Source organism: Kitasatospora sp. NPDC057738, assembly GCF_042798815.1.
Taxonomy (GTDB): Bacteria; Actinomycetota; Actinomycetes; order Streptomycetales; family Streptomycetaceae; genus Kitasatospora; species Kitasatospora lactacystinica.
Map to the genome: position 1 here is coordinate 89,313 of NZ_JBHVJT010000027.1, position 10,647 is coordinate 99,959.

Annotated in this window: 14 protein-coding genes; 7 read left to right on the forward strand and 7 right to left on the reverse strand. The window is 74.6% G+C overall.

Features of this window, described 5'->3' with window-relative positions:
* Window positions 1–156 precede the first annotated feature (156 nt).
* The 3 genes from ACFVGO_RS17335 to ACFVGO_RS17345 are packed head-to-tail and all read left to right on the forward strand — an operon-like array spanning window position 157 to window position 1,554.
* Complete coding sequence (locus ACFVGO_RS17335; protein ID WP_380632550.1) at window positions 157–615, forward strand: group II truncated hemoglobin; 459 nt, start codon at window positions 157–159, stop codon at window positions 613–615.
* Window positions 616–632: 17 nt separating this feature from the next.
* Window positions 633–1,157: a GNAT family N-acetyltransferase gene (locus ACFVGO_RS17340; protein ID WP_359900197.1), complete on the forward strand. Its 525-nt coding sequence runs from the start codon at window positions 633–635 to the stop codon at window positions 1,155–1,157.
* 10 nt (window positions 1,158–1,167) lie between these two features.
* The gene (locus ACFVGO_RS17345) at window positions 1,168–1,554 is read left to right on the forward strand and encodes a VOC family protein (protein WP_359900145.1); all 387 of its coding nucleotides are present in this window, start codon (window positions 1,168–1,170) and stop codon (window positions 1,552–1,554) included.
* Between the two features lie 15 nt (window positions 1,555–1,569).
* Here ACFVGO_RS17345 and ACFVGO_RS17350 read toward each other — a convergent pair whose 3' ends face one another.
* The gene (locus ACFVGO_RS17350; protein WP_359900147.1) at window positions 1,570–2,163 is read right to left on the reverse strand and encodes a maleylpyruvate isomerase N-terminal domain-containing protein; all 594 of its coding nucleotides are present in this window, start codon (window positions 2,161–2,163) and stop codon (window positions 1,570–1,572) included.
* Between the two features lie 126 nt (window positions 2,164–2,289).
* Complete coding sequence (locus ACFVGO_RS17355) at window positions 2,290–3,072, reverse strand: class III extradiol ring-cleavage dioxygenase (protein ID WP_359900149.1); 783 nt, start codon at window positions 3,070–3,072, stop codon at window positions 2,290–2,292.
* Between the two features lie 117 nt (window positions 3,073–3,189).
* On the opposite strand from ACFVGO_RS17355, the gene ACFVGO_RS17360 reads away from it, so the two are divergent.
* Window positions 3,190–3,654 carry a MarR family transcriptional regulator gene (locus ACFVGO_RS17360; protein WP_359900199.1) on the forward strand — a complete coding sequence of 155 codons (465 nt, stop codon included), beginning with the start codon at window positions 3,190–3,192 and terminating at the stop codon, window positions 3,652–3,654.
* On the opposite strand, the gene ACFVGO_RS17365 is transcribed toward ACFVGO_RS17360, so the two are convergent.
* Both ACFVGO_RS17365 and ACFVGO_RS17370 read right to left on the reverse strand, forming a co-directional pair.
* A complete protein-coding gene (locus ACFVGO_RS17365; protein ID WP_380632554.1) occupies window positions 3,651–4,961 on the reverse strand; it encodes an RNA polymerase sigma factor in 1,311 nt (436 codons plus the stop codon). The genes ACFVGO_RS17360 and ACFVGO_RS17365 overlap by 4 nt on opposite strands.
* A 51-nt stretch (window positions 4,962–5,012) precedes the next feature.
* Window positions 5,013–5,384 (reverse strand): YciI family protein, encoded by a 372-nt coding sequence (locus ACFVGO_RS17370; RefSeq protein WP_359900152.1) that lies wholly within the window; start codon window positions 5,382–5,384, stop codon window positions 5,013–5,015.
* Window positions 5,385–5,724: 340 nt separating this feature from the next.
* Between ACFVGO_RS17370 and ACFVGO_RS17375 the strand changes: the two genes are divergently transcribed.
* The gene (locus ACFVGO_RS17375; protein ID WP_359900154.1) at window positions 5,725–6,186 is read left to right on the forward strand and encodes a molybdopterin-dependent oxidoreductase; all 462 of its coding nucleotides are present in this window, start codon (window positions 5,725–5,727) and stop codon (window positions 6,184–6,186) included.
* A gap of 119 nt (window positions 6,187–6,305) precedes the next feature.
* Window positions 6,306–6,824, forward strand: coding sequence for a GNAT family protein (locus ACFVGO_RS17380; RefSeq protein WP_359900156.1), 519 nt, complete (start codon window positions 6,306–6,308; stop codon window positions 6,822–6,824).
* 46 nt (window positions 6,825–6,870) lie between these two features.
* On the opposite strand, the gene ACFVGO_RS17385 is transcribed toward ACFVGO_RS17380, so the two are convergent.
* The gene (locus tag ACFVGO_RS17385; RefSeq protein ID WP_359900158.1) at window positions 6,871–7,893 is read right to left on the reverse strand and encodes a LacI family DNA-binding transcriptional regulator; all 1,023 of its coding nucleotides are present in this window, start codon (window positions 7,891–7,893) and stop codon (window positions 6,871–6,873) included.
* A gap of 169 nt (window positions 7,894–8,062) precedes the next feature.
* Here ACFVGO_RS17385 and ACFVGO_RS17390 point away from each other — a divergent pair, with 169 nt between their 5' ends.
* Entirely contained in the window at window positions 8,063–8,512 is a 450-nt protein-coding gene (locus ACFVGO_RS17390) for a DUF4436 family protein (RefSeq protein ID WP_380632560.1), read from the forward strand.
* Here ACFVGO_RS17390 and ACFVGO_RS17395 read toward each other — a convergent pair whose 3' ends face one another.
* Both ACFVGO_RS17395 and ACFVGO_RS17400 read right to left on the reverse strand, forming a co-directional pair.
* Window positions 8,513–9,265: a GNAT family N-acetyltransferase gene (locus tag ACFVGO_RS17395; RefSeq protein WP_359900162.1), complete on the reverse strand. Its 753-nt coding sequence runs from the start codon at window positions 9,263–9,265 to the stop codon at window positions 8,513–8,515.
* A 77-nt stretch (window positions 9,266–9,342) separates the two neighbouring features.
* Complete coding sequence (locus ACFVGO_RS17400; protein ID WP_359900164.1) at window positions 9,343–10,437, reverse strand: exo-alpha-sialidase; 1,095 nt, start codon at window positions 10,435–10,437, stop codon at window positions 9,343–9,345.
* Window positions 10,438–10,647: the final 210 nt, after the last annotated feature.

A 10,647-nucleotide genomic window follows, 5' to 3' on the forward strand; every position in this document is an offset into this window, starting at 1 on the left:
GGAAGGGGGGGTCCCCCCTTTTTGTTGTCTTTTTTCTCTCAGGCCGGAACGTGGGTAGCGGAAAATTGGGGGAGGGGGGGGCGCCCGGGCGGTTTTTCCCCCCCCCAGCCTGCTAGGAAGGTCGCAACGCACGGTCCAACCACGGGGAGCACACCCATGAACGATCAACGGTCCGGCCCGCTCTACGAGGCCGTCGGCGGCATCGAAGCCCTGCGCCGGCTCAGCCGCACCTTCTACCGGGACGTCCTCGCCGACCCCCTGCTCGCCCCGGTCTTCGCCGACTTCACCCCCACCCACATCGAGCGCGTCGCGGTCTGGCTGGCCGAGGTCTTCGGCGGCCCGGCGGGCTACACCGGTGAACTGGGCGGTCACCAGGCGCTGCTCCGCGCCCACCTGGGCCTGGCCATCACCGAGGAGCAGCGGCTGCGCTGGATGGAGCTGATGGCCGAGGCCGTCCGCGCCGAGCTGCCCGAGGACGAGCTGCTGCGCCGCCGGGTGCTGGAGTACTTCGACTGGGGCACCAGGATCGCCGAGGACGTCTCCGCCTCCCCGGTCGGCACCGACCTCGGCGATCCCGGCCCGACCCCGCGCTGGGGCTGGGAGGGCCTCAAGTGACCGTCGCCGCACTGCCGATGGCCGACGGCCTGCTGCTGCGCCCGTTCGAGGACGCCGACGCGCCGGCCCTGATCGAGGCCTACCGGGACGAGACCCTGCGCCGCTTCCTCCGTACCCTGGTGGACGACGCCGACCAGGCCGCGCACTGGCTGCGCGCCCAGGAGGAGGGCCGGGCGGCCGGCACCCGGTACAGCTTCGCCGTCCTGGACGGCGGCGAGCTGGTCGGCAACGTCGCGCTCAAGTACCCCGCCCCCGGCGGGGGGACGGCGGAGGTGGGGTACTGGACGACCGCCCCGGCCCGCGGCCGGGGGGTGGCCCCGCGCGCGGTGGAGGCCCTCACCACCTGGGCCTTCGCCACCTTCGCCGAGGACGGCCTGCGCCGGATCGACCTGCTCCATGCGGGCGACAACCACGCCTCCTGCCGGGTCGCGGAGAAGAGCGGCTACGCCTTCACGGAGATCGTCCCGGCCTTCCCGCCGTACCCGCTGGACGGGCACCGGCACTCCCGGAAAAGGCTGGACGAAATCGAACGGTGCAGGTGAGAGTGGACGCATGGCTTCTCTGGTACGACATGTGACGATCGACTGCGCCGACCCGCACGCCCTGGCCGCCTTCTGGGCCCGGGCGCTGGAGGGCACCCTGGGCGAGGACGACAACCCCGGTGACGACGAGGCGCTGGTGGACTCCGCCGGCGCCTCGCTGCTCTTCATCCGGGTGCCCGAGGGCAAGTCGGTGAAGAACCGGACCCACCTCGACCTCCAACCGCAGGACCGCGGCCGGGACGAGGAGGTGGAGCGCCTGGTCGCCCTGGGCGCCACCGTGCTGGCCGACCACCGCACCCCGGACGGCAAGGGCTGGGTCACCCTGGCCGACCCCGAGGGCAACGAGTTCTGCGTCGAGCGCAGCCAGGCCGAGCGGGTCGCGACCGGGGCCGCCTGACCGGTCGGGCCGGCCTCACTCCGGCCACTCGCCCACGGCCGCCCGCCAGATCCACGAGGACTCGCGCGGGCGGCCGTTCAGTTCCCCGCGCCCGGTGCACCAGAGCAGGACCTCCGCCGGGTGGGCGGCCGGCTCCTGCGGCGCGTGCGGGAAGAGCCGGTCGAGCACGAGGCGGCACAGCTCGGCGGGCGGCCGCCAGGGCAGGCCGAGGCCGCTGGTGATGTCGTGGGTGTGCAGCAGGGTCTCGGCGACGCCCATGGCGGCGAAGCCGGACGGATCGCAGGGCCCGTGGTGGTAGGCGCGCAGCTCGGGCGGGGCGGCGTCCAGGGCGGTGGCGAGGAGTTGTCCGGCGGCGGTGACCACGGTGAGCACCTGGGCCGGGTCGGCCTCGGGCCGGACGGTGAGGTCCAGCGGCAGGTAGCGGTCCCGGGGGCGGGCGGCGAGCTGGCCGGCGTAGGCGAGCAGGTCGTGGGCGATGTGGGCGGCGGTGTCGCGGCAGCTCCATTCCAGGAGTCCGGCGGGCAGGTCCCAGTCGCGGTCCGCGGTGTGCGGGGCGAGGACCGCCAGTGAGGCTTCCAGGGCGGTTCGTACGGCGTCGCCGTTGCGCATGATCACTCCTTCGACGGAGCGTCACACGATAGGCCGGACGGCGGGGTCGGGGTAGCCCGGGTGCACCGGCGGGCGCCCCGACCGCCGTTCCTCGCGCGGAACCCCGGGAGGTTCCGCACGAGGGGTTCAGCCCAGCTGGATCGAGCGCTTGGCCAGGCCCATCCAGAACCCGTCGATGACGCTGCGCTGGCTGTCCAGGTCGCCCTCGCCGGCGCCGAGGGTGACGAACAGCGGGGCGAAGTGCTCGGTGCGGGGGTGGGCGAGGCGTCCGGCCGGGGCCTTGTGCTCGAAGTCGAGCAGCGCGTCCAGGTCGTGGGCCTCCAGGGCGCGCCGGCCCCAGTCGTCGAACTCGGCCATCACCGAGGTGATCCGGCCGTCGTTGCTGAGCGCCCGGAGGTTGTGGGTGAAGAAGCCGCTGCCGACGATCAGCACGCCCTCGTCGCGGAGCGGGGCGAGCTTGCGGCCGATCTCCATCAGCCGCTGCGGGTCGAGGGTGGGCAGCGAGACCTGGAGCACCGGGACGTCGGCGTCCGGGTACATCTCCACCAGCGGGACGTACGCGCCGTGGTCGAGTCCGCGCTCGGGGATGTCCTGGACGGGCGTGCCGGGGGCGCGCAGCAGCTTGCGCACGCGTTCGGCGAGTTCCGGTGCGCCGGGGGCGGCGTACTGGACCCGGTAGTAGTGCTCGGGGAAGCCCCAGAAGTCGTACACCAGCGGGACGGTGGTGACGGCGCCGAGGGCGAGCGGGGCCTCCTCCCAGTGGGCGGAGACCATGAGGACCGCCCTGGGTCGGGGCAGGTCGGCGGACCAGGCGGCCAGTTCGCCCGGCCAGACCGGGTCGTCGGCCAGCGGCGGCGCGCCGTGCGACAGGTACAGGGCGGGCATGCGCTCGGGGGCCGCGGTGCTCATGGCGTCCTCCTCGGGACCGTTCGACAGGGATAGTTCAAATTTGAACCGTCTATGGGATCGACGGTACACCTTCGTTCGAATTTGAACAACAGGAGTAGGCTTCACCCCATGCCCTCACTGAACGAACCCCGCTGGCTGGACCCGGACGAGGCGGCCGCCTGGCGGGGCTTCGTCGTCGCGAGCAACCTGCTGAACCGGCGGCTGGAACGCCAGCTCAAGGAGGACTCCGGGCTCTCCCACCAGCAGTACGAGATCCTGGTGCACCTGTCCGCGGCCCCCGGCGGCTCGCTGCGGATGACCGAACTCGCCGACAAGCTGGTCACCTCCAAGAGCGGCCTGACCTACCAGGTCACCCAGCTGGAGCGGGCCGGCCTGGTCGCCCGCCGCTCCTGTCCCAGCGACGTGCGCGGCGTCATCGCCGAACTCACCGACCAGGGGCGGGAGGCGCTGCGCCAGGCCGCGCCCGGACACGTCGCCCTGGTGCGCGAGCTGCTGATCGACGTGCTCACCCGCGAGCAGCTCGCCGTGCTCGCCGAGGGCCTCGGCACGGTCAGCGCCCGGCTGCGCCTGGAGGACGCCTAGTCTGCCGCGGGCCCCGGCCCCGGCCCCGGCCCCTGCGACCTGCCCCGGCGTCCTGGCCCGGCCTGGTCGGGCGCCGTCGCCCGCTCCAGCAGCAGCTGCCGCTCCCGCTCGTTGCGGGTCAGCCCCGCCGCCCGCTCGAACTCCGCCCGGGCCGCCGCCACCCGCCCCAGCCGGGCCAGCAGATCGCCCCGCACGCTCGGCAGCAGGTGGTAGCCGCGCAGCGCCGGCTCCGCCGCCAGCTCGTCCACCAGCTCCAGTGCCGCGGCCGGGCCCCGGGCCATCGAGACCGCCACCGCCCGGTTCAGCGCCACCACCGGGGACGGCGACAGCGCCAGTAGCCGCTCGTACAGCGCGGCGATGGTCGCCCAGTCGGTGTCCTCGTACCGCCGCGCCTTGGCGTGGCAGGCGGCGATCGCGGCCTGGACCGAGTACGGCCCAGTTCCCGCCCGCCGCAGGGCGTCGAAGCCGCGCCGGATCAGCAGCCCGTCCCAGCGGGCCCGGTTCTGCTCGGCCAGCAGCAGCGGCCGACCGTCCGGGCCCGTCCGGGTGGCCGTGCGCGAGGCCTGGAACTCCAGCAGCGCGGCCAGCCCGTGGGCCTCCGGTTCCGCCGGGATCAGCGCGGCCAGCACCCGAGCCAGCCGCAGCGCGTCCTCGCACAGCTGGGGGCGGATCAGGTCGTCCCCGGCGGTCGCCGAGTAGCCCTCGTTGAAGATCAGGTAGATGACCTCCAGCACTGAGGAGAGCCGCTGCGCCCGGTCCTCCCCGTACGGCACCTCGAACGGCACCCCCGCCTTCGCCAGCGTCCGCTTGGCCCGGACGATCCGCTGCGCCACCGTCGACTCGGGCACCAGGAAGGCGCGGGCGATCTCCGGCGTGGCCAGCCCGCCGAGCAGCCGGAGGGTGAGGGCGATCCGGGACTCCGCCGACAGCGCCGGGTGGCAGGCGGTGAAGATCAGCCGCAGCAGGTCGTCGTCGATGTCCTCCGGCCCGGCCGGCTCCGGGGGCGGCGTGTCCTGCGCCGTCCGTCCCACCTCGGCGAGCTTGCGGGCGTAGACCTCCCGGCGGCGGACCAGGTCGATCGCCCGGTGCCGGGCGGTTGCCGTCAGCCAGGCGCCCGGATTGTCCGGGACACCCTCATGCGGCCACTGCTCCAGCGCGGCCACCAGTGCGTCCTGCGCCAGTTCCTCGGCGATGCCCACGTCCCGTACGATCCGGGCGACCCCGGCGATGATCCGGGCGGACTCGATCCGGAACGCCGTCTCGACGGCCGCCGCCGTGGTTCCTCGGGTAACAACCCTCTCCGTCACGGCCACCCATCAGAGCAGCCGCCGGAGAGGGGGGCAAGCACGGCCACGACGTCAATTCCGCGGCTCGGGCATCTCGTCGATCTGCCGGACCTCCGCCTCGACCTGCCAGTGCACCGGGTGGGCCCGCAGGAAGCGGCGGGTCCACTCCAGGGCCTCGGCGTGGTCCTTGCACTGGAGGAGGGCGTAGCCGCCGACGACCTCCTTGGTCTCGGTGAACGGCCCGTCGGTGAAGCCGATCTTTCCGCCGGTCCAGGTCAGCCGGGTGCCCTGGGAGCTCGGGGTGAGGCCGGCCGTCTCCAGCATCACGCCGGCCTTGGTGATCTCCTCGAACAGGGCCCCCATCCGCTGCTCGAAGTCCGGGTCCGGCTCCCATCCCTCGCGGGCCTGCTCGTCGATGCGGATCAGCGTCATGAAGCGCGGCATGGTGACTCCTCGGTCGTGCGGGCGGGGTCTCTCCCCGCCTCTCACCCCTGCGTCGAACCGGATGGTGCCAGATCGACACGTCGCGGAGAATCTTTCCGGTTCCTCCCGCTCCGCGACGGCTGCGCCCCGTCCGCCGTCCGCCCCGGGCGGTGTCCGCCCCGTCCGCCGGGCGCCGCAGTTCGACGGCGGCTGATCGCAGATACCGGCCGCGCAGGGGTTTAGCCATCGCAATTGCGGATGAATGGCGGCATTCGCCCTGGCACTTGCGAATGCCCGAGCGCCCCCTCGGGTAGTCCTCCTCGCGGGCCGCGGCGCCGTGGCCCGCGAGGAGGGAGCACCCATGACCCCGGCGAGACCCACCGTCCGACTCCACGGTCACCTCGACCGCCCCGCCGAGCTGACGGTGGCGCAACTGCGCGCCCTCCCCGCCCGCCGGGTCGAGGTCGGTTTCGACTGCCGGAGCGCGGGCGAGCAGCGCCACGGCTACGAGGGCCCGACACTGCTGGACGTGCTGCGCGCCGCCCGCCCGCGGATCGACTTCTCCGGCCGCAAGCAGCGGCTGCGCTTCCTGCTCTCGGTGGCCGGCGCCGACGGCCACCGGGCGGTGGTCTCCTGGGCCGAGATCGACCCGGACTTCGGCGGCCAGCAGATCCTGCTCGCCACCAGCATGGACGGCGCCCCGCTGGACGCGGCCGGCCCGCAGCTCGTCGTCCCCGACGACCGCTGCGGCGCCCGCTACGTCAGCTCCGTCACCGCCGTCTGGCTCGGCCCCCTCGGCGACCCGGCGCCCCCCGCGGCCTGACGCCCGGCCGCCCATCCCACGGGCCCTGCCGCCCCGGCCCGGCGGCCGCACGCCGGAAGGGCCGGACGGCGGTCCGAAAACACTCGCCGGAGCCGGGTTTCCGTGCCAACATGCCCCATATGGGGACGATTCTTCACGGCACCTTGGTCACGCTCCGCCCGGCCACCGGCGAGGACATCCCGGCGTTGGCGGCCATCCGCGGCACGCCCGAGGTGTTCTCCCGCTGGCGGGGCGGCGACGACCTGGCCGGCGAGGTCGCCAACGACCTGGAGTCTCCCGGCACCGAGACCTTCGCGATCGACCTCGGCGGCAAGGTGGTCGGTGCCATCCAGTGGTACGCCAACAACGACGACGAGTACCGGCACGCCGGGATGGACCTCTACCTCGATCCGACGGTGCACGGCCTGGGCCTGGGCACCGACGCCGTGCGCACGATGGCCAGGCACCTGGTGCACGACCACCACTACCACCGGCTGGTGATCGACCCTGCGGAGGACAACCTCGCCGCGATCCGCTGCTACGCCAAGGTCGGCTTCCGCACCGTCGGCACCATGCGCCAGTACGAGCGCGGCCCGGACGGCACCTGGCACGACAACCTGCTGATGGACCTGCTCGCGGACGAACTGCTCGAAGACTGAGCGGCCCCGGATCCTCTCGCCCCGGCGCCCCCGGGCACCCCGGGGGTCAGGCCGCGGCCGGCGGGCAGCCGCAGGAGCGCCGGACCACCAGCTGGGCCGGGAAGGTGCGGGCGCCCCGGGCACGGCGCTCCGGCCCGCCGAGGACGAGTTCCAGCGCGGCGCGGGCCATCTCGTCCTGCGCCGTGGCGACGGTGGTCAGGGCGGGCCCGGCGATCACCGCCTCGGCGATGTCGTCGAAGCCGGCCACCGCGAGGTCCTCCGGCACCCGGATGCCGAGGTCGTCGGCGGCCCGCAGCAGGCCGATCGCCTGGTCGTCCGTCGTGCAGAACACGGCGGACGGCCGGTCGGGCCGGGCGAGCAGGGCGAGCGCCTCGGCGTGCGCCCGGACCCGGTCGAACGGGGCCGGGACGAGCCGCCCCTCGACGGGCAGCCCGGCCTCCTCCAGCGCGGCGGCCCAGCCGGCCGTCCGCCCGGTGACCGGGTCGTGCGGGCTGAGCGCGAGGGTGCCGCCGAAGCAGTGCACCTCGGCGTGGCCGTGCCCGAGCAGGTGGCGGACCACCTCGCGGGCGCCGCCCTGGTCGTCCGCGACCACGGCTACGCCGCCGGTGCTCTCCGCCCGGTGGTGCAGCAGTACGACGGGGGTGCCGTCGGCCACGTCGAAGCCGGTCAGCCCGGGGGTGGCCGGGTCCTGGGTGACCAGGATCAGACCGTCCACCTGCATCCCGAGGAAGGCGCGGATGTAGTGGGCCTCGCGTTCGTCGGCGTAGTCGGAGTTGCCGATCAGCAGCAGCCGGCCGTGCTCGGCGGCGGCCTGCTCGACGGCGTGCGCGAGCCCGGCGAAGAACGGCTGGCGGGCGTCCGGCACGACCATCCCGAGCAGGTCGGTCCGCCGCCGGGCCATCGCCTGGGCGACCCGGTTCGGCCGGTAGCCGAGCTCCTCGACCGCCGCGAGCACGCGCGCCCGGGTCGCCGCCGCCACCGGCCGCGGCCCGTCGTTGATCACATAACTCACGACCGCCGTGGACGTCCCCGCCACCCGCGCCACATCGTCCCGTGTCACCCTCGCCATGACCGTTGAGCCTACACAGCCCCTGCGACCAGCCTGTTTTGCCGAGTCTTCGGCCGGCGTCCGGCCGCCCCGATCGGCCCCGTGCCGTTGCGCCCCGGCCGCGGCCGCCCGGAGGGTGGCGGGACAGGCGGTACCCGGAGCCGCCACCGCCGACCGTGGGAGCAGGCCGATGAGCGCGCCGCCGCACCGGCGGGCCGTCCGGAGCACGCGCCCGGCGGCCCGGCCGCGGGTCCGCATCCACGCCCGGGTGAGGGCCACCCGGGCCGCGGCGCCGGTGCCCGGCGTCGCGGTGACCGAGCGGATCAGCCGTTCGCGCAGCACCTTCATCCTGGCCTGGTTCATGATGGCCGCGATGTGGGCGCTGGCGCTGTCCGTGCTGGTGGCGGCCTGGCTGATCGTCCGGCAGCGGCGCGGCATCGTCTGGCCCGCCCTCGGCTGGCTGGCGGCCACGCTGTTCGCCCTGGTCGGCATGCGCAACGCCGCGCCCGGCAACCCGCCGATCGGTTCGCTGCTGGACTACGCGGCGTTCTTCTGGGCGGAGCTGCTGGTCGCGGTCGGCCTGACCATGGTCGTGGTGCGCGGCGCCCGCGTCGAGGGCGGGCACAAGGACAAGGGCTAGCTAGGCGGCGTCGGGCACGACCACCGTGAGCGAGGTCTCCTGGAGCAGGAAGCCCAGCGACTCGTAGAGCCGGCGGGCCGGGTTGCCCTCGGACACCACGAGGGTCACGTCGGCGAGCCCGCGCGCGGCGGCGTCCCCGACGGTGCGGCGCAGCAGGTCGGCGCCGAGGCCGCGGTAGCCGCGCTCCGGGTGGCGGAAGACGTCGGCGATCCACGGCCGGCCGTCGCGGTCGGTGAGGATCAGCCCGGCGACCACGCGGTCCTCGGCGTCCACCGCCAGCAGGCTGGACGGCAGCACCGGGCCGATGACCTTCCCTTCGAGCAGCAGGCCGAGCCGCTCGGCCAGCACCTGGGCCTTCTCACCCGGGTAGAAGTCGACGTGGCCGGGGTGGAACGCGCCCCGCCAGGCCTCGTACAGCTCCTCGGGCGCGCGGTCGCAAGGCACCGTCCGCAGGCCCTCGCGCAGCGGCGTCCCGGCCCAGTCGGCGGGCGGGGGATCGGCGCGCAGGTCGCGGCGGAAGGTGTGGGCGTGCCGCAGCACCCGCGCGCCGTGCGTCACCAGCTCCTGCCCGAGCGCGGGAGGGCCGGAGACCACCCAGCCGGGCAGCTCGGCCCGGATGAACCCGGCGGCGTCCACCGATCCGTCCAGGACCTCCAGCAGGTCGGCCCAGGGCCGTCCCTCCCGCTCGTCCAGCAGGTAGCGCAGCACCGGCTCGCCGTCGGCACCGCGCCTGACCACCCAGTCCTCGGCCATGGCCCACCCCACAATCGTGCGATCGTTCGTCGGCGGCCCATGCTCACCGAGGCTCTGCCGTCCGGCAACCGGTTATTTCAGGCCACCACCGCGGCCCGGACGCAGAGCACGTCCGGCAGGTGGGAGAGCAGCAGCGACCAGCTCTCGCCCTCGTCCCGGCTGCCGTACACGTCGCCGGTCCGGTTGCCGAAGTAGATGCCCGCCGGGTCGGCGTCGTCGGTGCGCAGGGCGTCGCGCAGCACGATGCCGTAGTGGTCCTCGCCGGGCAGGCCCTGGGCGAGCTGCTGCCAGCTGGTGCCGCCGTCGGTGGTGCGGAAGACCCGGCAGCGGCGGCCGGGCGGGATGCGGTCGTCCGAGCCGCCGAGCGGGAAGAGGTAGGCGGTGCCGGCCCGGCGCGGGTGGGCGGCCACGGCGAAGCCGAACTCGGCGGGCAGCCCGTCCACGATCGAGTGCCAGCCGGCGCCCCAGTCGTCGCTGCGGTAGACACCGCCGTGGTTCTGGAGGTAGAGCCGGTCCGGGTGGACGGGGTCCTGGGCGATCTTGTGCACGCACTGGCCGAACTCGGGGTACTGGCCCTCCTCCGGGAGGAACTCGGCGCGCAGGCCGGTGTTGGAGGGCTGCCAGCTGTCGCCGCCGTCCTTGCTGCGGTAGACGCCGCCGCTGGAGACGGCGACCAGCAGCCGCTGCGGGTCGCGCGGGTCGGTCAGGATGGTGTGCAGGCCCTGGCCGCCGTACCCGGCGCCCCACTGCGACCGCTGCGGGTGGTTCCAGAGCGGCTCGACCAGCGCGAAGCTCTCGCCGCCGTCGGTGGAGCGGAACAGCGCGGCCGGTTCGGTGCCCGCGTAGACGACGCCGGGGGCCTCCGCCCCGGCGGGCTGGAGCTGCCAGACCCGGGTGAGCGAGGCGCCGGTGGACTCGGGGAAGCGGATGGCCGGCCGCGGCGGCTCGTACCAGCCGGCGCCGAGGTCGTCGGAGCGCCAGACCGAGGGGCCCCAGTGGCTGCTGTCGGCGCCGACCAGCACTCTGGTCCGGCCGTCGCGGCGGTCGATGGAGACCGAGTAGATCGCGTTCATCGGGAAGTGCGGCCCGCTGAACTCCCACGTCAGCCGGTCGCGGCTGCGGCCGAGAAAGAGGCCCTTCTCGGTTCCGACGGCCAACAGCACCTCGGTCATGCCTCACACCACCTGGTCATGTGCACGGCCCCCCGGGACGGCCCCCGACTGCCAGTGTCCCGCCGACCACCGGCGGCCACCTCTCGCCGCGCCGGTCACCCGGGAGGCCGACACGAACGAGGGCCGTCCGGGGGACGAACGAGGGCCCGCGGGAGCGCCGGCCGCCCGGGTGCCGGCCCGCGGGAGCGCCGCCCGCCCGCCCGCGGGAGC

Coding starts and splice junctions, on each gene's coding strand:
- ACFVGO_RS17385 (WP_359900158.1), bottom strand. CDS start 7,893: ATGGCGAGGGTGACACGGGACGATGTGGCGCGGGTGGCGGGGACGTCC.
- ACFVGO_RS17390 (WP_380632560.1), top strand. CDS start 8,063: ATGAGCGCGCCGCCGCACCGGCGGGCCGTCCGGAGCACGCGCCCGGCG.
- ACFVGO_RS17370 (WP_359900152.1), bottom strand. CDS start 5,384: ATGCCGCGCTTCATGACGCTGATCCGCATCGACGAGCAGGCCCGCGAG.
- ACFVGO_RS17335 (WP_380632550.1), top strand. CDS start 157: ATGAACGATCAACGGTCCGGCCCGCTCTACGAGGCCGTCGGCGGCATC.
- ACFVGO_RS17355 (WP_359900149.1), bottom strand. CDS start 3,072: ATGAGCACCGCGGCCCCCGAGCGCATGCCCGCCCTGTACCTGTCGCAC.
- ACFVGO_RS17340 (WP_359900197.1), top strand. CDS start 633: ATGGCCGACGGCCTGCTGCTGCGCCCGTTCGAGGACGCCGACGCGCCG.
- ACFVGO_RS17350 (WP_359900147.1), bottom strand. CDS start 2,163: ATGCGCAACGGCGACGCCGTACGAACCGCCCTGGAAGCCTCACTGGCG.
- ACFVGO_RS17375 (WP_359900154.1), top strand. CDS start 5,725: ATGACCCCGGCGAGACCCACCGTCCGACTCCACGGTCACCTCGACCGC.
- ACFVGO_RS17395 (WP_359900162.1), bottom strand. CDS start 9,265: ATGGCCGAGGACTGGGTGGTCAGGCGCGGTGCCGACGGCGAGCCGGTG.
- ACFVGO_RS17380 (WP_359900156.1), top strand. CDS start 6,306: ATGGGGACGATTCTTCACGGCACCTTGGTCACGCTCCGCCCGGCCACC.
- ACFVGO_RS17400 (WP_359900164.1), bottom strand. CDS start 10,437: ATGACCGAGGTGCTGTTGGCCGTCGGAACCGAGAAGGGCCTCTTTCTC.
- ACFVGO_RS17345 (WP_359900145.1), top strand. CDS start 1,168: ATGGCTTCTCTGGTACGACATGTGACGATCGACTGCGCCGACCCGCAC.